The organism is Campylobacter concisus, from assembly GCF_003049065.1.
Taxonomy (GTDB): Bacteria; Campylobacterota; Campylobacteria; order Campylobacterales; family Campylobacteraceae; genus Campylobacter_A; species Campylobacter_A concisus_BE.
Window position 1 is genome coordinate 1 of record NZ_PISC01000014.1, and the last position, 20,649, is coordinate 20,649.

Sequence of the window (20,649 nt, forward strand, 5' to 3'; positions counted from 1 at the left end):
CAATGAAGTAACAAGTGATGTTGATAACATGGCTAAGACAATAGTAAGTGAAGTAAGAAAGAATAAATTTTAATAAATCTGCTTCATAAATCTTCATAAATTTCAACCTGGTTTAGACTGGGTTGGAATTTGTATTTTTTAAATTTAATTTTTATCCAACTGCTTTAAATTTAATAATCAAAAAGCTTAAACAAAAATGCATGCGGTGCTTTAGCACAATTGCATGCGTTTTGTGCAATAGAAAGTCAGGCAAATTTTAAAATTTCATGAACGAGTAATTTCGGCTCTGATTTTAGTGGCAAGCTTTGCGAGGCCTAAAATCAGTAGTCAATTCTTGCGAGTGAATGGAATTTTAAAATTTACAAAGCAAGTTTAAATTTGACTGCGTGATATGCACGTTCATAAATTTTAAAATTTAATGAAAACTTTTGAAGGTCAAATTTAAATTTATAGCTATTTATACTTTGCTTCGTGCTCTAAGAGCCAAATTTTAGTTGGCAGACCTTCGCCGCCTGAGTAGCCACCAAGGCCGCTGTGAGAGAGCACTCTGTGGCAGGGGATGATAATAGGCATTGGATTTTTAGCATTTGCTGAGCCTGCTGCTCGGTAAGCGTTCTTGTGGCCTGCAGCAAGTGCAAGAGCTGCGTATGTGGTTGTTTCGCCGTATGGCACTTTTTGCAAATTTTCATAAATTTTGGTTCTAAATTTGGTCGTTTTTATATCAAGTCTAACACTAAATTTTTTAAGCTCACCTTTAAAATAAGCTTCCAGCTCGTCTAAACAAAGCTTTAAATTTTCGTCTTTTAGCGCTACTTTTTCAAATTTATCTACAAAATTTATCTCACAAATTCCATTTTCACTAGCAACGATCTCTAAAATTCCAATGGGCGATTTTAGGTAGGCTTTTGACACATTTGCTCCTTGAAATTTGAAATTTTGGGCAAATTTTACTTTAGATTGTTTTGCTTTTTGATAAAATGTAAGCAAAATCAGCGGTTTTGGACTAAAAACGAGCAAAATCACAAAGGAAATTTATGAGCTTTTTTACCGACTACGAAAAACACGTGAGTGAGCGAGAAAAAGAGGGCGTGCCACCGCTTGCGCTAAATGCCAAGCAAACAAGCGAAATTTGTGAGCTTATAAAACTTGCTGGCAACTCTAGTGGCGATGAAAAGGCGCAAAATGAGCTAAAATTTCTTATAAATTTGCTCGCAAACCGCGTAAATCCTGGCGTTGATGACGCGGCAAAGATAAAGGCAGAATTTCTTGGCGAGGTGATAGACGGGCTTAAGATAGACGGCCTTGACGCAGTTCGTGCCATTAAAATTTTAGGCAAGATGCTTGGCGGATATAACGTGGAAATTTTAGTGCGAGCTCTAAAAAATAGCGATGAAGCTATCGCACAAGCCGCTGCAAATGAGCTAAAAAATATCATTTTAGTGCATGAGCATTTCGACGAGATAGCAAAGCTAGCAAATAGCAATAAATTTGCAAAAGAGGTGCTTCTTTCTTGGGCAAATGCGGAGTGGTTTACGCACAAAAAGCCACTTAGTGAGTGCATAAATGCAGTGGTTTTTAAGGTGCCTGGCGAGACAAATACAGATGATCTAAGCCCTGCTAGCGAGGCCTATACAAGGGCTGATATACCGCTTCATGCAAAGGCGATGCTGGTTAAAAAGATGCCTGAGGGGCTAGAAATCCTAAAAGAGCTAAAAAGTCGCGGCAAGAGCGTGGCATATATTGGCGACGTGGTCGGCACTGGCAGCAGTAGAAAGAGCGGTATAAACTCTATCCAGTGGCACTTGGGCGATGAGATAGAGGGCGTGCCAAACAAAAAAACTGGCGGCATCGTGATCGGCACGACCATAGCTCCGATATTTTTTAACACCGCCGAAGATAGCGGCGCACTGCCGATAGTTGCAAACGTAAATGAGCTAGAAATGGGCGATGAGATAGAAATTTATCCATTTAAAGGCGAAATTTATAAGCTCGCAGGCGCCCAAAAGAAGCTCGTGGCAAATTTTAAACTTAGCCCAAACACCCTAAGTGATGAGATAAGAGCAGGCGGCAGGATACCTTTGATGATAGGTAGGCAAGTGACTAAAAAGGCTAGAGAGGCCTTGGGGCTTGGCGAGGAGCAAATTTTCATAAAGCCAGATCAGTCAAAAGAGCTAGGCGGTGGCTATACGCTCGCTCAAAAGATGGTCGGCAAGGCTTGTGGCAAGGCTGGCGTGAGAGCTGGGGCATACGTGGAGCCTGAAATTTTGACCGTTGGCTCACAAGACACCACAGGGCCTATGACTAGAGATGAAATAAAAGAGCTTGCTAGTCTTAGTTTTGGGGCGGATTTTGTCTTGCAAAGCTTTTGTCACACGGCTGCTTATCCAAAGCCAAGCGACCTTGAGATGCAAAAGAGCCTGCCTAAATTTATGACGCTTCGTGGTGGAGTTAGCTTAAAACCAGGTGACGGCGTCATCCACTCGTGGCTAAACCGCATGGTCTTGCCTGACACGGTGGGCACCGGTGGCGATAGTCACACGAGATTTCCTATTGGCATTAGCTTTCCAGCAGGAAGCGGCCTAGTGGCGTTTGCAGCTGTGCTTGGTATGATGCCGCTAAATATGCCAGAGTCAGTTTTGATCAAATTTAAAGGCGAGCTAAAAGAGGGCGTGACGCTTCGTGATCTTGTCAATGCGATACCTTATTTTGCTATCAAAAAAGGGCTTTTAACCGTTGAGAAAAAAAACAAAAAGAACATTTTTGCGGGCAAAATTTTAGAGATAGAAGGGCTTGAGAGCCTAAAAGTGGAGCAAGCGTTTGAGCTAAGTGACGCTTCGGCTGAGCGCTCGGCGGCTGCTTGTGTGGTAAATTTAAGCGAGGCTAGCGTCGCGGAGTACGTTCGCTCAAACATTGCGCTAATTGAAGCTATGATAAAAGCAGGATACGAGAGCCATGAAACGCTTGCTAGACGAAAAGAGAAGATGCAAAAATGGCTAGAAAACCCAACTCTTTTAAGGGCCGACAAGGACGCAAAATACGCTGAAATTTTAGAGATTGATTTATCACAGATAGATGAGCCGATTTTGGCCTGTCCAAACGACCCAGACGACGTGGCAACTCTAAGTGAAATTTTAGCTGATAACAAAAGAGCGCACGATATCGACGAGGTCTTTGTGGGTAGCTGTATGACAAATATCGGCCACTATAGGGCGCTTGCTAGAATTTTAGAGCGTGAGAGCAAGCTTACAACTAGGCTTTGGATAGCTCCGCCAACAAAGATGGATAAAAAGACGCTTGAAGATGAGGGTGTTTATGAGATATTTAGGAGGCTGGAGGCTAGGACTGAGGTGCCAGGCTGCTCGCTTTGTATGGGTAATCAAGCAAGAGTAAATGACAATGCCGTTGTTTTTTCGACCTCGACAAGAAATTTTGACAACAGAATGGGCATGGGTGCAAAGGTCTATCTAGGAAGTGCTGAGCTGGCCGCTGTATGCGCGCTACTAGGGCGTTTGCCAAGCGTTAGTGAGTATAAAAAAATAGTAAGAGATAGCCTTAGTTTAAACAAAGATCAAATTTATAAATACCTAAATTTTAATGAAATAAGCGAGTTTAGTATATAAATTTGTTACAATATCGCGAAATTTTAAGGAGCTTTGATGAAAAAAGTAGCTTTTTTTCTCTTTTTTAGCAGTTTTCTTTTTGTAAATTTACATGCATTAGAGTGCGATGATCTTGCTAAAAAAGAGAGCTTTAAAACTACTCCAAATGAGCTTGCTTACGTGAATGAGGGGCTATTTTATTGCGATGGCTCGCTTTTAAATTTAAAAGAGGTAAAAGAGCTTTTTGATGCGAGTGTGGCTGTGAGGAGCGAATCTCAAAGCTGCGTTGGCGAGGGCGTTTATAGAGAAAATTTAAATAAATTTAGATGGGTCTTGCTAAAGGCTTCATTTGCCCCTGATATCTACGCCAAAGAGCTTGAAAAGCCAGAGGTGGCTGAAGCTCAAAAAGACGCTCAGATGGAGTATTTTAGATACTGGGCGAACGAGGGCTTGTTTAATTTTTTAAAATATAAAAAATTCAGCGAAGCTTATAAAAACGCTCAAACTCCGCTGGTTAAATTTTACGAGGCTTTAGGCGTTGATAGTGCAAGTGCCGCTTACTACGCAACTAGCGTGATAAATGAGTTTTTAAGCTTTAGTGTCGGCAAAAAGGTAAATAAGGCTAAAACCCTAACTTCTGAGCAAAAGATGATGGCTCAAAAGCTAAGCCAAGACGAGCTTGCAAATTTGCTTTATTCTAAAAATTTCACTACCGCTGAGCTTACAAATTTACTTGATATCGCGCTGCTAAATGACAAAAGTAGCGAGATGATAGAAGAGATCATAAGGCGTGGGGCGGATCTAAATTTAGGCGATGAGACGCCGCTATTTTTTGCTCTTAAAAATTTAGAAAATGTAAAAATTTTGCTTAAAAATAGAGCCGATGTAAATCACAAAAATTTCTTTGGCAAAAGTGCGCTTTTTTACGCTGTGCAGTTTGAGGATGCGCCTCTTTGCGAGCTTTTACTAAAGAGCGGAGCAAATGCGAATGAGAGCTACATAGATGAAAATACTAAGATGAATATGATAAATTTTGGCCAAGCGCAGGTTGAAGATACGTGCGGTTTAGAGCATACAAATAGAAGCGTTTTCATGCACGCAGCAGCTCACGCAACGCCAGAAATTTTAAAGCTTTTGATAGATAGCGGTGCTGATATAAACGCGACTGATGATGCGGGATTTAACGCGCTTGACTATGCCTTGAAAGAACAAAACGAAAAGACGATCAAATTTTTAGAAAATTTGGGTTTAAAACCAAATTTCAATTAGGAAAAACCATGAAAAAGACAGCTTTTGTAACCGGTGCAACATCTGGATTTGGCGAGGCGATCGCCAGAAGACTCTCAAAAGAGGGCTACAAGATAGTCGCTCTTGCAAGGCGCGAAGATAGGCTAAAAAAGCTTGCAAATGAGCTTGGCGATACGCATATCATCGTAGCTGACATACGAGACAAAGAGGCTGTTTTTAAGGCAGTAGAGAGCCTGCCTGATAAATTTAAGGATATCGAAGTGCTTGTAAACAACGCTGGCATGGCGCTTGGACTTGAAAAGACGATAGATGCGAAGGTGGAGGACTTTGAGGCGATGATAGACACCAACGTAAAGGGTCTCATCTACTCGACAAAGGCCGTTTTGCCACTACTTTACAAGCAAGAAAAGGGCTATATCTTTAACCTAGGCTCAACAGCTGGCTCGTGGCCGTATCCTGGCAGCAACGTTTACGGCGCTACAAAGGCCTTTGTAAAGCAGTTTAGTCTAAATTTAAGAAACGATCTAGTTGGCACAAATATCAGGGTGACAAACATCGAGCCAGGGCTTTGCAAGACTGAATTTAGCGAGGTTAGATTTAGAGGAGATAAGGCAAAGGCGGATAGTCTTTATGAAAATACAAATTTCATCACGTCTGAGGATATCGCGACGATTTTGGTAAATTGTCTAAATATGCCTGGAAGTGTCAATATAAACAGGGTCGAAGTCATGGCAAACACGCAGACTTGGGCTGGGCTTGCGATAGAAAAATTTTAAGGAGTTCTTGTGAGACAAATTTTATTATTACTATTTTTTAGTGCCGCGCTTTTTGGTGTTGATCCAGAAGTGGCAAAGAGAAACGCTGAAATTTACGGCGTATTCACGCTTATACCGCCTGTTGTGGCAATAGCACTTGCTTTTATCACAAAAGACGTTATATTGTCGCTATTTATCGGTGTTTTTAGCGGAACGTTTCTCATAAATATCATCAATGAAAACGTCTTTATGGGCATCGTAAAAGGCTTTACCGGCATCGTTTCAAGGGTCGTTGACTCGATGGCTGACAAGACCGACTCAGGCATCTTGCTTCAAGTGCTTTGTATCGGCGGCGTGGTCGCACTTATCACAAAGATGGGCGGCACAAAGGCGGTCGCTCTTTGGCTTAGCAAAAAGGCAAAAACAGGCGTCTCAGCTCAAATTTCAACATGGCTCATGGGTATCTTTGTATTTTTCGATGACTACGCAAACGCCCTAATCGTTGGCCCTATCATGAGACCAATAAGCGATAAATTTAAAATAAGCCGCGAAAAACTAGCCTTTATCATCGACGCTACGGCTGCACCGATCGCTGGTATCGCTATCATCTCGACATGGGTCGGCCTTGAAGTCTCACTCATCGAAAAGGGCTATGAGCTAGTTGGCGAGACTGGTATCAACGCATATTCGGTATTTATTGAGACCATTCCATATAGATTTTACAACCTCTTTATCTTGTTTTTCATCGTCTGCACAGCCTTGATGCAGCGTGAGTATGGCCCTATGCTAGCAGCTGAGAGACGCGCTAGAAAGGGCGAGCTTCACTCTGGCAAAACTCAAATTCAAGACCTTGAGGACAAGACTCTTGAGCCAAAAGAGGGCGTGAAACTAAGCGCTTCAAATGCAGTCGTGCCACTTCTTGTGCTGGTTTTTGGTGCATTTACTAGCTTTTATTTTAGCGGTCTTGCTGCACTTGAGGGCGATACTCTTAAAAATGCACTTGCAAATCCGCTTTCATTTTCAACATTTAAAGATACTTTTGGCGCAGCTGACTCTGCTACATCGCTATTTCAAGCAGCGCTACTTGCTAGTATAGTAGCTATTGTCATGGGTGTTTGGCGCAAAATTTTTGATGTAAAAGAGGCTATTAGCACGTGGGTAAAAGGCTGGAAAACTATGATCATCACGGTCGTCATCTTGCTTCTTGCTTGGAGCCTTAGCGCGGTTATCAAAGAGCTTGGTACTTCAAGATATTTGGTTGATTTGCTAAGTGATTCAACGCCTAAATTTATCTTGCCAGTGGCTGTTTTCATCCTTGGCTCATTTATCAGCTTCTCAACTGGCACCAGCTACGGCACAATGGGCATTTTGATGCCTCTTGCTATCCCGCTAGCTTATGCAGTGGGCAAAAACTACGGCCTAGATGGCGATGCGATGCACGCTTATATGATAGTAAATATCTCAAGCGTTCTAACTGGTGCTATCTTTGGTGATCACTGCTCGCCGATATCAGACACTACGATACTCTCATCAATGGGCGCAGGATGTAGCCACATCGATCACGTCTCAACGCAGATGATCTATGCACTTAGCGTTTGTGCGGTTTGTGTGCTTGTTGGCTACTTGCCTGTAGCACTTGGTCTTAGCGTTTGGATCGCACTTCCTTGCGGATTTTTAGCGATCTGGGCTTTGGTTAGATTTGTCGGTAAAAAAGTCGAAGAGAAAGCGGCATAAATTTGGACTGCAAATACCTAAAAGAGTGCGGATCATGCACTCTTTTTACCCCCTATAGTGAGCAAATTTCATTTAAATCCGATCTTATCAAGCAAAATTTCTCCCACTTTTACGAGGGTAAATTTGATCTTTTTAGCTCAAGCCCAAAGCACTACCGCACGAGGGCTGAGTTTGGCATCTGGCACGAGGGCAGCAAGCTTAGCTATACGATGCACGCAAGCGAGAAGGGCAAAAGGGTCTTCATAGATGAGTGCCCAAAGGTTCGCGAGGAAATTTCACATCTCATGCCAAGGCTACTTGAGAGCTTGCAAGATGATGAAATTTTACGCACAAAGCTCTTTGGAGTGGAGTTTATCGCCTGTAAAAGCGGCACCTTAGTCACGCTTCTTTATCACAAAAAGCTTGATAGTGAGTTTGAAGCGGCGATGAAAATTCTAGCTAGCAAGCTTGATGCGATGATCCTAGCTAGATCTCGTGGTCAAAAGCTTCTTAGCGGTGAGCTAAATTTAGTTGATGAGCTAAATATTGATGGGCAAATTTATAAATTTAGCCTAAGTGAAAATGCCTTTATCCAGCCAAATAAAGCGGTAAATGAGAAGATGATAGCTTGGGCAAAAGAGTGCGTTGAGGGTGGCGCTGACTTGCTGGAGCTCTACTGCGGACATGGGAATTTTACTATCCCGCTTTCGTTTAAATTTAAAAACGTTCTTGCCACTGAAATTTCAAAAAGCTCGATCGCAAATGCCCTTAAAAACTGCGAGCTAAATGGGGCAGAAAATATCAAATTTTTGCGAATGGACGCTGATGAGCTGATGAGCGCATTTGCTGGCGTTAGGGAGTTTAACAGGCTAAAAGAGATAAAATTAAGCGACTTTAACTTCTCACACGTCCTTGTCGATCCGCCTCGCGCAGGACTAAGTGAAAGCGTCATAAATTTCATTAGAAATTTCAAAAACATCATCTACATCTCGTGCAACCCAGAGACACTAAAAGAAAATCTAAATGAGCTTACTAAAAGCCATAAAGTGATAAAATTTGCGCTCTTTGATCAGTTTGCAAACACTCATCACATCGAGTGTGGCGTGCTGCTTAGGGCAAAAGAATAAATTTAAAAAGGAAAATTTAAAAAAATGGTTTCATTAAATAAAATCATCCAAGCAAAGATAACGATCGGTCATTTCGTGACCAAGACCCCATTTGCGCAAAGCGCGAAGCTTAGTAAAATTTTGGGCGCAAATGTCTATTTGAAAGAAGAAAATTTACAAAGAACGGGCGCATATAAGATAAGAGGCGCATATAACAAAATAGCTAGCCTAAGCGACGAGGAGAGAAAACGTGGCGTCGTGGCTGCAAGCGCTGGCAACCACGCTCAAGGCGTAGCTATAAGTGCAAAAGAATTTGGCGTGCACGCTTGTATCGTCATGCCAGAGTCTACGCCACTTTTAAAGGTAGCTGGCACGAAGGACCTTGGCGCAGAGGTCATTTTAAAGGGCGATAACTTCGACGAGGCATACGCTTTTGCGGTGAACTACGCCAAAGAAAAGGATATGACCTTTGTTCATCCATTTAACGACGAGTATGTTATGGCAGGGCAGGGCACTGTGGGTCTTGAGATGCTTGATGAGATAAGCGACCTTGATATGGTTGTAGTGCCAGTTGGCGGTGGTGGCTTGGCTAGCGGCGTGGCAAGCTGTATAAAGCAAGTCAATCCAAAAACTAAAGTCGTTTGCGTCGGCGCAAAGGGCGCTCCAGCGATGTTTAACAGCTACGGCGCTAAAAAGAGCATAAACTCAAAGTCAGTTCGCACTATAGCTGATGGCATCGCTGTGCGTGATGCGAGCGAGATAACGCTTAAAAATATCGTTGAGTGCGTGGATGAGTTTGTGCAGGTCGATGATGAGGAGATCGCAACTGCGATTTTATTTTTGCTAGAGACGCAAAAGATCGTAGTTGAGGGAGCTGGTGCAGCTGGCGTGGCAGCACTTATGCATGATAAGATCAAATTTAAAAAAGGCGCAAAGATAGGCGTGGTGCTAAGTGGCGGAAATATCGATGTTCAAGTGCTTTCTATCATCATCGAAAAGGGTCTTATCAAGTCTCACCGCAAGATGACCTTGCAAATCACACTTGTAGATAAGCCAGGAGCGCTCATGAGCCTAACTGATAGCCTAAAATCAGCAAATGCAAACATAGTTAAGATCGACTATGACCGCTTTTCAACAAAGCTTGACTACGGCGATGCAAGCATCACTATCACGCTTGAGACAAAAGGGCTTGAGCATCAAGAAAAGATCAAAGATACGCTTAATAAAAATGGCTTTTCTTTCACTCAACTCTTCTAAATTTATAAGCTCGCTACCTTTTAAAGTAGTGAGCATTAACTTTCATTAAATTTACAGGACTAAAATTTCGCAAATTTATTCAAGGATGAGATATGAAAAAGTGTTTATTAAGCCTTGCGTTGTTTTGCACTTTAGCTTTTTGTGCCGATGATGAGGTGGTTAGCAAGCAAAACGATCAAGTATGGATAGGAGCTATGGGTGGATGCAAGCTTTATGTATTTTCACTAAAGACGACTGACGCGCCAGTAGATAAGCTAATAGCCAAAGATGAGGCGCAAAAAGAGCTTGTGGCAAATACTAAAAATTTACCAAACAAACACAACGTAATGTTTGCAAAGTGCGATGACTACACGGCGCTCATAGATAGCGGCTATGAAGATAGCTTGGAGGTTTTAAAGTATGATCTGCAAACTTTTGGCAATATAAAACCAGAGGATCTAACCTACGTCATCATCACGCACGCTCATCCTGATCACATAGGTGGGCTCATAGATAGCGGCAAAAAGACATTTAAAAATGCCAAGCTTCTTATAGATGAAAAGGAGTGGGACTACTGGATGAAAGGCAAAGATGAGAGGACAAAAGAAATTTTATCGCTTTACAAGGATGATAAGAGCTTTTTTGACCATAAAAAGCCACTATTTGACGGGGCTCTAAAGATCATGGCTATCCCAGCCTACGGCCACACTCCAGGGCACAACATGATAAGCTTTGAGTCAGATAACGACAAGATCATCTTTATAGCTGACCTTCTTCACGTCCTAGCAGTGCAAGAGGTCGAGCCTAGCATATCTATCACTTATGATATAGATCCAGCCCAAGCTGCTAAAACGAGAGAAAAGGTGCTTGATGGCTTGGAGGACGAGACTACAAAGATAGTAGGCGCTCACATGCCTTATAAGAGCCCCATCACCTTGCCAGAGTGATAAATTTCTTTTGCTTTACAAATTTAGGATAAAATGCGGGCTTTAAAGGAGAAAATATGAGCGAATACGCAAATTTGATATTAGCTATCTTGCTAGCTATTTTGGCATTTGCATTTTATAGGTCAAACAAGGCGCTAAAAAAGGCAAAAGATGATAGCGAAAATGTCTCAGTCAGCACTGAAATTTCGCAGCTTAAAAGCATCGGTGAGCTATCTGTCTTTCAGGTATATAGCAAAGAGATCGTCACAAAGACAGATCATGCGTTTGGAAATTTTGGCAAAGAGTATCTAAGGTGGCTGGTAAGCGAGAAGAAGCTTTCGATGATATTTGAGTTTGAGATAAATTTCATCTACGACCTAACTAGCCCTAGACTTGAGATCATGCAGATCGCAAACTCTAGCTACAAGATAAAAATGCCTCCATGTAAGTATAAATTTTCAATCGCAGATATGAAATTTTACGATGAAAAAAATGGCAAATTTATACCATTTTTGTTGCCTGACTCGCTAAATGGCTTTTTTGGTAGCACTTTTACAGAAGAAGATAAAAATAGACTAATCGAAGAGGCCAGAAATGAAGTCAAAAAGATGAGCGTTCGCCTTATCTCGCAGCTTCAAAGTAAAATTCATAAATCAGCTCGCGACACGCTTGAAGCGATAGCTAAGAGCTTTGGCGCAAACAAGGTCGAGTTTGTCTTTGACGATAGCGATGATCATATCAATGAGCAATTAAATTTAGAAAATATCGCATAAAAGCAAAATTTAAAGGAGAAAAAATGAGTGTAAATTCACAAGAGGTCACACAAGCACCTGGTAACAACACAGTCTTTCAAACATGGGTTTTAAAAGGCGACAAAAAATCATGTAAAGAGGGCTTTGCTAAGCTTTGTGCTTTAGTTGTAAATTTAAACAAAACTGCTAAAGTTAGATTTGGCGCAAACGAAAATGTAAACTGCGTCCTTGGCGTGGGTCATGATGCTTGGAAAAAGCTTGAAATTTCAAAAGAATTGCCAAAAGAGCTTGTAAATTTTAAAGCTATCAAAGGCGATAAACATGAAGCTGTTAGCACAAAGGGCGATATCCACATCCACATCCGCGCGCTAAATGCGGCTGACTGCTTTGACATGGCGCAAAATATCAAAGAAGTTTTGTTTAAATTTGCAGAGCTTACAGACGAGACTCAAGGCTTTAAGTATCACGACGGCAGGGCGATAATTGGCTTTGTAGATGGCACTGAAAACCCTGATGGCGAAGATAGAGATCTTTTTGCAAAAGTCGGCAAAGAGGACGCTAAATTTAAAGGTGGTAGCTACGTTTTTGTTCAAAAATACTTTCACAAAATGAAAGAGTGGAACGCCACAAGCGTGAGCGAGCAAGAAAAGGTTATAGGCCGCTCAAAAGAGTATGACATCGAGATGGACGAGAGCGTAAAACCTACAAATTCACACTCAGCTGCTGCAAATGTCGGCGACGATAAAAAGGTCGTGCGTGGCAATATGCCATTTACTGAAGGCAGCAAAACAGGCACTTACTTCATTGCTTATGCAAGCACATTTTCAACGGTTGAGCTTATGCTTAAAAAGATGTTTATCGGCGAGCCAAAAGGCAACTCAGATAGGCTACTTGACTTTAGTACGCCAGTAACTGGGGCTTTATATTTTGCTCCTACGCTTGATATGCTTGGTGACTACGAGGGATAAATTTAGCTTGGGGCGAAGCAAATTTGCCCTTTTAAATTTATAAGGATAAAGATGCCAGAGTGGTTTATCTACGCAGCTCTTTCAGCTGTTTTTGCTGCACTTACAGCGATCTTTGCAAAGCTAGGCGTAAAGGACATCGACAGCGATTTTGCGACATTTATAAGAACGGTCGTTGTCGTTTTTATGCTTGTTTTGCTTTTAAGTGTGGCTAAAAAATGGCAACCGCTAAACTCGCTAAGTCCCAAAAACTGGCTCTTTCTCATACTAAGTGGCATGGCGACTGGGCTTTCATGGCTCATGTATTTTAAAGCTATGCAAGCAGGCAAGGTCTATCAGGTAGCGCTGGTTGATAAATTTAGCGTTGTGCTAGCTATTATTTTGGCTGTCATATTTCTTGGTGAGAGGCTAAATTTAAAAGAAATTTTAGCCGTTTGCCTTATCGTATCTGGCGTGTTTTTACTCATTTTTAAATAAAATTTTCTGCATTATTCTTAAAGTATATTTTTAATTTTAATTTGTAATTAATCAAAAAGCCCCTAAAATTTGAACAATTTCATTTTGAAGGGAGAAATATGAAAAAAATTATTCTATCAGCCATCGTAGCTTGTGCTGCATTTGGTGCAGGCATGAACTACACAGATGTCGTAAAGGACGTATATGCTGACGCAAACTCAGCTAAGAGCATAGGCAGGCTGCTACCAACCAACGCAGTTGAAATTTTACAAACAAGCGGCGACAGAGCGCAGATCAAAGTAAAAGGCTATCAAAACCCAGCCGTTAGCAACGTAGTTTATTTTGCTGATGGCGCGAGGATCATCTCAGTAGCATTTGCAAAAACTGCACCTTTTGATATCAAAGTGACAAAAGAGGGCAAAAACGGCAAATGGAACGAGGTAGAAACGACAGTTTTTGTTCAAAAAGATGGCTTTAGCACTGACGTAAATGCGATGTTTGCAAAAGCTGATAAGATGTATAAAGAGAGCTGTGGCGTTTGCCATGCGTTGCCTCAAACTACGCACTTTAATGCAAATCAATGGCCGTCACTTCTAAAATCAATGATCGGCAGAACCGCAATAGATAAAAAAGACGAGTGGTTAGTTATCGAGTACCTACAAAAACACTCATCTGACCTAAATTTAGGCAAATAAGTAAAACCTAGCAGGGCTAAATTTAATCAAATTTAGCAAGGCAAAGGGTTTAAATTTAATGGTTTTACTTAGAGAGAAAACCAAATTTAGTCCGCGTAGTCGGACAAGTAACTTTAGGCGGGTGAGCGACCGCCTTTAGAGGATACCAACTGCTTGGTATCCGTGCGGGAGAGAGTGAGCGAAGCATATCGCTAGCGATGCGAGCGATGGGTGGCTGCTCAGGGAGAAAAACCAAAATTTAGATCGCAGACTTGCGATCTTAGTCTTTAGAGTTGGTTCTTAGGTTTGGCTTTGCCAAACCGCTAAAGAACATAAAAATGGATCGCTGGATTGCGATCTTAGTCTTTAGTGCGGGATCAAACCGATGGGGTTTGTCACAGCCCAGGCTTTGCCTAGGCGAGAAGTAAAAAAGGTATTTATTAATGCAAAGACGAAAATTTTTAAAAGGTAGTTTGGCTTTAGCTGCTACACCATTTCTAGGCGGGTGCGCTTTTAGTGGAAATGGCAGTGTAAAACCAAGCTTAGTAAAAAATGGCAGCGTTAAAACCTCGGCGTATTGGGGTATGATGGATGTTAGCGTAAAAGACGGCGTTGTGACTGGCTCAAAGCCACTTAGCGTTTTAAGCAGCATACCAAACCCATTAATGGGCTACACAGCTGACATGATCTACAAGTGCCGCATCAAGCATCCTATGGTGAGAAAGAGCTATCTTGAAAACCCAGATAGCCCAAAGCCAGAGCTTCGCGGTCAAGATGAGTGGGTGCAGGTAAAGTATGAAGACGCGATCAAGCTAGTTGCAAGAGAGCTAAAAAAGACAAGAGCTCAAAGAGGCCTTGCTAGCGTTTATGCGAAGTCTCCAGCGTGGAAATCAAGTGGAAATTTCAACAGCTCAACTACGCTTTTGGCTAGATTTATGAACCTAACTGGTGGCTTTGTCGGCGGTCTTGGCGACTACTCGACAGGTGCAGGGCAGGTTATCATGCCTCACGTTATGGGCGGCATAGAGGTCTATGAGCAGCAAACTACATGGCCAGTGGTACTTGAAAACTCAAAGGTAGTGGTGATCTGGGGAAGTGACCCAGTAGCTACGCTAAGAGTTGGCTGGACGGCGACTGATGAGCTAGGGTACAAATACCTAGAAGATCTAAAAAATAGCGATAAAGAGATCATCATCATCGACCCTATCAAGAGCCTAACGGGTAACTACTTTGACGGCAAGGCAAAATGGATCGCTCCAGTGCCAAATACTGACACAGCGATGATGCTTGGCATGGCGTATCATCTATATAAGACCAAAAACTACGACAAAGAGTTTTTAGAGAGCTACACAGTTGGCTTTGATAAATTCTTGCCGTATCTACTTGGTAAAAAAGATGGCAAGCCAAAAACACCAAAATGGGCGAGCAAAATTTGTGGCATCAGCGAAAAGGTGATAAAAGAGCTTGCCGTTAAAATGTATAAAAACCGCACTATGATAATGGGTGGCTGGGCTATGCAGCGTGCTCACCACGGTGAGCAGCCTTACTGGATGCTAGTCACTTTAGCTGCGATGCTAGGTCAGATAGGCCTACCAGGCGGAGGCTTTGGCTTTAGCTATCACTACAGCGGTGGTGGCGTGCCAACTAGCACGGCAACGGTCGTTGGCGGTATCAACCCAGCAGATATCGGCGTCATCAAAGATGGCAAATTTAAAGGATATGCAAAAGATGTGGCTGATGAGAGGTTAAAAGCGGAGATAGAAGAGATGCAAGCAGCCTCTTTCCCAGTAGCTCGCATCGCTGACGTGCTTTTAAACCCTGGCAAGACGATAGATCATAACGGTAAAAAGATCACCTATCCAGACATCGACTTCATCTACTGGGCAGGAGGCAATCCATTTGGTCACCAGCAAAATTTAAATAAGCTAAAACGTGCATGGCAAAAGCCAAGAACGGTTGTCGTAAATGAAATTTACTGGACGCCAACAGCGAAGATGGCTGATATTGTATTTCCAGTAACTACGCTTTATGAAAGAGATGATATTACTATGGTTGGCGACTACTCTAACCAATACATCATGCCGATGAAGCAAGTCGTAGCCAAACAAAACGAGGCAAAAGATGACTATCAAATTTTCTCTGATCTAAGCAAGGCTTATGCTGACGGCGTAGCTGAAATTTACACTGATGGGGCGAAAGAGCCACTTGATTTCATCAAGTCATACTACGATAGCGCCGCTAAAGTCATCAATGCAAACGAAGCTCTAGGCGTAAAAATGCCTAAATTTAGCGAGTGGTGGGAGAAAAACGAGCCTACTAAATTTGACTCAACCACAGAGAACGAGGCATGGGTAAGACACGCTGAGTTTAGAGAGGATCCTATCCTAAACGCTCTTGGCACGCCAAGTGGTCTTATAGAAATTTACTCAGAGACGATAGCAAATATGAACTACGACGACTGCAAGGGCCATGCTATGTGGATGGAGCCTGCTGAGTGGCTGGGTGCGAAGAAAAAATCAGCCAGTATTCACCTGCTAAACCCACACCCAAGCGTGCGCTTGCACTCTCAGCTAGGCATAACGTCGCTTAGAGATATGTACGCGGTGGCTGATCGTGAGCCGATTTTGATAAACACTAAAAATGCTAAAAAACTTGGCATCAAAACAGGCGACATCGTGCGTGTTTATAACAAGAGAGGTGAAATTTTAGCAGGTGCTGTGGTGAGCGATGATGTGAGCTACAACGTAGCAAGACTTTGCGAGGGCGCATGGTACGACCCAGATGAGAAGGGTGTTTGTAAAAATGGCTGCATAAACGTTTTAACAAACGATATCCCAGCTAGCAAGCTTTCAAATGCAAATATCTCGCATACAACGCTTGTTAATATCAAGAAATTTAAAGGTGAGGCACCAGAACTTAGCGCCTTTAAAGAGCCAAAATTTTCAGTCTGATCGGACTGTAAATTTGTAAGAGTGAGCGGAATTTAATAGCGCTTGCTTCTGGCTCAACGGAGAAAACCAAAATTTAGATCGCAGAGTTTGCGATCTTAGTCTTTAGTGTGGGATCAAACCGATGGGGTTTGTCGGAGCCTTGGCTTTGCCTAGGCGAGAAGTTAAAGAACATAAAAAAAGGAGAACACGATGAACGAGAACAGACGAGATTTTCTAAAAAAAGGTGCAACAGCAATCGCAGCTACACCTTTGCTTTCAGGCGTAACAGCTTCAAATTTGTTTGCTGATGAGGTTAAAAAGGGCGTTGTAAAAAATGGCGAAACTCTTACAGCTGCTCACTGGGGCATGCTAAAAGTGACAACTAAAAACGGCATCGCTGTAAAGTCAGAGCCTATCCAAAAGACAAGTGAAATTTACAATCCACTTCAGCACTACACACCAGATATGATCTATAAAAGTCGTATCAAACACACAATGGTAAGAAAGAGCTACTTGCAAAATCCAGACAGCCCAAAACCAGAGCTTCGCGGCATAGACGAATGGGTCGAGGTGCCTTATGAAGAGGCGATCAAGCTAGTTGCTAAAGAGCTTAAAAAAACAAGAGCGCAAAAAGGCTTACAAAGCGTTTTTGCAGGCAGTTACGGCTGGAAATCAAGCGGCAATGTGCATAACTCAAGAATTTTACTTCATAGATTTATGAACCTTAGTGGCGGCTTTGTTGGCTCGCTAGGTGACTATTCAACAGGCGCTAGCCAGATCATCATGCCTCACGTTGTAGGTAGTATCGAGGTCTATGAGCAGCAAACTAGCTGGCCAGTCGTGCTTGAAAACTCAAAAGTCGTAGTCATCTGGGGCGCAAACCCACTTGCAACACTTCGCATAGCTTGGACAGCGACTGATGAGCAAGGCTTTAAATACTTTGAAGAGCTAAAAAACAAAAAAGATATCAAGGTTATCGTGATCGATCCTATTAGATCTGAAACAGCGCAATACTTCGACAAAGCTCAGTGGATCGCTCCAGTGCCAAACACCGACACAGCGATGATGCTAGGCATGATGCACTACCTATATGAAAGTGGCAAATACGATAAAGAATTTATCGAAAACTACACTTATGGCTTTGATAAATTCCTCCCATATCTACTTGGTAAGACAGACAACACTCCTAAAAATTTAGAGTGGGCGAGCAAAATTTGTGGCATCGACAAAGGTACTTTAAAAGAGCTAGCTGATACATTTGTAAGCAACCGCACGATGCTAATGAGTGGCTGGGGCATGCAGCGCGCTCATCACGGCGAGCAGCCACACTGGGCGATGGTAACGCTAGCTGCTATGATCGGTCAGATAGGCCTACCTGGCGGGGGATTTGGCTTAAGCTACCACTACTCAAACGGCGGCGCACCAACATGCAAAGGAGCAGTCATCGGCGGCGTAAATAGCGCAAGTGTTGGTAAATTTAACGATAAAGGCGAGTTTATCGGCACTGATACGGGCGAATTTGACAAACGCGGTCGCTTCGTCGCAAAGGCAGCCGCAGTAGCAGGCACAGGTCAAAGCTGGCTACAAAAAGCAACTGACTACGCTTTCCCAGTAGCTCGTATCGCTGATGCGTTGCTTCACCCTGGTAAAGTGATAGATCATGACGGCAAAAAGATCACCTACCCAGACATCGACTTTATCTACTGGGTCGGCGGCAACCCATTAGTGCATCACCAAGATACTAATACAAATTTAAAAGCGTGGAGAAAGCCAAGAACGGTTGTCGTTCACGAAGCTTACTGGACACCGACAGCAAAGATGGCTGATATCGTCTTTCCTGTCACTACAGAGTATGAGAGAAACGACATCACGATGACAGGTGATTACTCAAACATGAACATCGTACCAATGAAACAAGTCGTTGAAAAATACCGCGAGGCAAAAGATGACTATCAAATTTTCACTGACCTTTGCAAGGCTTATGCTAAAAATTTAGTCGTTGCCTACACAGATAACGGCAAAGACGAGTTTGACTGGATCAAAGAGTACTACGACGCAGCCTACGCTCAAGTAAAGGCCGTCCCTGAGCTTGCAAGCGATATGAAGCCATTTGAAGAGTTTTGGAATGAAAACAAACCAGTCACTTTTGCCTCATCTCAAGATAGTGATAGTTGGGTAAGACTTGGCGAATTTAGAGAAGATCCTGTGCTAAACGCTCTTGGAACGCCTAGCGGTCTTATCGAAATTTACTCAGATACGATCGAGAAAATGGGCTATGATGACTGCAAAGCGCACCCAACTTGGTTTGAGCCGATCGAGTGGCTAGGCATGAAAGATAAACCAGCAAAATACCACATGATAAGCGCTCACCCAACTGACCGCTTGCACTCACAGCTAAGCCAAACTTCACTTCGTGAGAAGTATGCTATCGCTAACCGTGAGCCAGTGTGGATAAATGAAAATGACGCAAAAGAGCTTGGCGTAAAAACAGGCGATTTGGTGTGTGTATTTAACGCTCGTGGCGAGGTACTAGCTGGTGTCTATGTGACTAAAAACATAAAAGAGGGCGTTGTAAAACTAGCTGAGGGCGCTTGGTATGACGGCTTTGATAGCGGCATCTGCAAAAATGGCTCTGCAAACGTGCTAACCATAGATATCCCAACAAGTAAGCTAGCAAATGGCAACATCAGCCACACAGCTCTTGTAAATATCAGAAAATATCAAGGCGATGAAGCACCAAAACTTACAGCATTTTCTGAGCCAAAATTTTCTAAATAATTTCAAAGCAGGGGAGTGATCTCCTGCTTTTTTGAAAAATTCTATTAATTTACGAAAAAATTTTAAAGAAAATTTATTAATTTTTATTATTTATATGTAATTAATGATTATATAAAATCCCTAAAATACGGCATTTGCAAGCCAAAATTTATTAAATATTGCTTAAAGGTAATTTCTGGTTTCAAGTTTTATTTAATAATAAAAATTATACAATCCGCCCCAAAATACCAAAAAATGCCACTGGATAGTGGTTTTTGATTGAGGGATAGAAAAATAAAATGAATAATCTAAGTATAAAATCTAAAATATTACTCATCGTTTTTGTGAGTTTGCTTTGTCTAAGCGTGACTAGTGTTTACATCTTAAAAGGCGTTTTAAACAGCAGAAGTGAAGCTATTTCAAACCTTTCAATGAGCGAAGATATCATAAAGCAGGGCGAATTTATCCATGAGCTTCAAAAAGAGCGTGGTTATAGCGCAGCTTTCATAGCAAACGGCAAAGACTCTGAGAAAAATTTAAAAGAGCAAAGAGCTAAGGTCGATGGGATCGTGAAAGAGCTCTCAAACAAAGATGAGGTGTTAAGAGTACTTAGTGGCATAAGGGCAAAGGTCGATAAAAAAGAGAAATTTAACCTCCTTGGCGAATATAGCGGTATGATAGAAAACACGCTTGTATTTTTAAATTCTCTCTCAAAAGACGCCAAGCCAGCTATAAAAGATGATGTGGCTAGGATTTTTAGCATTTCAAAGATCAAAGAGTACTACGGCATCACAAGAGCGATAATGAACGTCGCCTTTATCAAAGATGAGATCGACAAAAACACATATGTAAATTTGATCTCTCACGACGCAAACATCAAAAAGCTTTTAAACGACTATGTCAAATTTAATAGCGGCAAATACGCAGACAGCCTGCAAAAAGATATATTGCAAAGCAACGAATTTAAGCAAATAGATGAGATTATCAAAGACGCTATCGCTACTCCAGAAGAGACAGCCAGAAAGATAGAGGCGGCTAGCTGGTTTAAGAGCATCACAAATTTGATCGATAGCCTCAGAAACTACGAGCTTTACTTGTTAAATGATATGAAAGAGCTAGCCACACATGACAAAGACGAGGCCAGCAACCTTGTGCTATTTATGGCTATAATGCTTGCCTGTTTTATCGTCGCACTCGTCTTTATCTCGCTTGTTGTTGGTAAAAATATCATCTCAGGCATCGATAGCGTAAAAGGCGGTCTAAGCGAGTTTTTCTTATATCTAAACAACAAGACAAATTCTGCCAAACTTCTAAGCTTAAAAGGCAAAGATGAAATTTGCATCATGTCATCGCTCATAAATGAAAATATAGAGGTTATCCAGACGGCAAAAGAGCATGAGAACACCTTCATCCAAAAAGCCAACACCTTTGTAAATGAGATAAAAGATGGCAACTATGAAGCAAGCTTAGAAGCAGATACTAATAACCCAGCTCTAAATCAACTAAAAAGCACATTTAAAGATCTACAACTT

General features: G+C 42.1%; 15 protein-coding genes. 14 read left to right on the top strand and 1 reads right to left on the bottom strand.

Going from position 1 to position 20,649, the window contains the following annotated elements; translation table 11 throughout:
* Positions 1-453: 453 nt before the first annotated feature.
* Entirely contained in the window at positions 454-912 is a 459-nt protein-coding gene (locus CVS81_RS09330) for a methylated-DNA--[protein]-cysteine S-methyltransferase (protein ID WP_107965807.1), read from the bottom strand.
* A gap of 122 nt (positions 913-1,034) precedes the next feature.
* Here CVS81_RS09330 and CVS81_RS09335 point away from each other — a divergent pair, with 122 nt between their 5' ends.
* The 14 genes from CVS81_RS09335 to CVS81_RS09400 all read left to right on the top strand — a co-directional run.
* A complete protein-coding gene (locus tag CVS81_RS09335) occupies positions 1,035-3,620 on the top strand; it encodes a bifunctional aconitate hydratase 2/2-methylisocitrate dehydratase (RefSeq protein WP_107965795.1) in 2,586 nt (861 codons plus the stop codon).
* Positions 3,621-3,656: 36 nt separating this feature from the next.
* The gene (locus tag CVS81_RS09340; protein ID WP_107965796.1) at positions 3,657-4,868 is read left to right on the top strand and encodes an ankyrin repeat domain-containing protein; all 1,212 of its coding nucleotides are present in this window, start codon (positions 3,657-3,659) and stop codon (positions 4,866-4,868) included.
* Between the two features lie 8 nt (positions 4,869-4,876).
* Positions 4,877-5,623 (top strand): SDR family NAD(P)-dependent oxidoreductase, encoded by a 747-nt coding sequence (locus CVS81_RS09345; protein ID WP_103590789.1) that lies wholly within the window; start codon positions 4,877-4,879, stop codon positions 5,621-5,623.
* A gap of 9 nt (positions 5,624-5,632) precedes the next feature.
* Positions 5,633-7,336: a Na+/H+ antiporter NhaC family protein gene (locus CVS81_RS09350; protein ID WP_107965797.1), complete on the top strand. Its 1,704-nt coding sequence runs from the start codon at positions 5,633-5,635 to the stop codon at positions 7,334-7,336.
* A gap of 2 nt (positions 7,337-7,338) precedes the next feature.
* Complete coding sequence (gene trmA / locus CVS81_RS09355; RefSeq protein ID WP_107965798.1) at positions 7,339-8,442, top strand: tRNA (uridine(54)-C5)-methyltransferase TrmA; 1,104 nt, start codon at positions 7,339-7,341, stop codon at positions 8,440-8,442.
* A 24-nt stretch (positions 8,443-8,466) separates the two neighbouring features.
* On the top strand, positions 8,467-9,678 hold the full coding sequence (ilvA, locus tag CVS81_RS09360) for a threonine ammonia-lyase (RefSeq protein ID WP_107965799.1): 1,212 nt from the start codon (positions 8,467-8,469) through the stop codon (positions 9,676-9,678).
* A 92-nt stretch (positions 9,679-9,770) separates the two neighbouring features.
* Positions 9,771-10,604, top strand: coding sequence for an MBL fold metallo-hydrolase (locus tag CVS81_RS09365; protein ID WP_107965800.1), 834 nt, complete (start codon positions 9,771-9,773; stop codon positions 10,602-10,604).
* Positions 10,605-10,660: 56 nt separating this feature from the next.
* A complete protein-coding gene (locus tag CVS81_RS09370) occupies positions 10,661-11,356 on the top strand; it encodes a DUF4230 domain-containing protein (protein WP_107965801.1) in 696 nt (231 codons plus the stop codon).
* Positions 11,357-11,379: 23 nt separating this feature from the next.
* On the top strand, positions 11,380-12,303 hold the full coding sequence (locus tag CVS81_RS09375) for a Dyp-type peroxidase (RefSeq protein WP_107965802.1): 924 nt from the start codon (positions 11,380-11,382) through the stop codon (positions 12,301-12,303).
* 45 nt (positions 12,304-12,348) lie between these two features.
* Positions 12,349-12,777, top strand: a complete 429-nt coding sequence (locus CVS81_RS09380; RefSeq protein ID WP_413784311.1) for an EamA family transporter — start codon at positions 12,349-12,351, stop codon at positions 12,775-12,777.
* A gap of 98 nt (positions 12,778-12,875) precedes the next feature.
* A complete protein-coding gene (locus CVS81_RS09385) occupies positions 12,876-13,451 on the top strand; it encodes a cytochrome C (protein ID WP_107965804.1) in 576 nt (191 codons plus the stop codon).
* 422 nt (positions 13,452-13,873) lie between these two features.
* Positions 13,874-16,381 carry a molybdopterin-dependent oxidoreductase gene (locus tag CVS81_RS09390; RefSeq protein WP_107965805.1) on the top strand — a complete coding sequence of 836 codons (2,508 nt, stop codon included), beginning with the start codon at positions 13,874-13,876 and terminating at the stop codon, positions 16,379-16,381.
* A gap of 189 nt (positions 16,382-16,570) precedes the next feature.
* Complete coding sequence (locus tag CVS81_RS09395; RefSeq protein WP_107965806.1) at positions 16,571-19,138, top strand: molybdopterin-dependent oxidoreductase; 2,568 nt, start codon at positions 16,571-16,573, stop codon at positions 19,136-19,138.
* A 323-nt stretch (positions 19,139-19,461) separates the two neighbouring features.
* Positions 19,462-20,649 (top strand): nitrate- and nitrite sensing domain-containing protein (locus CVS81_RS09400; protein WP_234399555.1); only part of this gene is annotated, 1,188 nt, incomplete at its 3' end.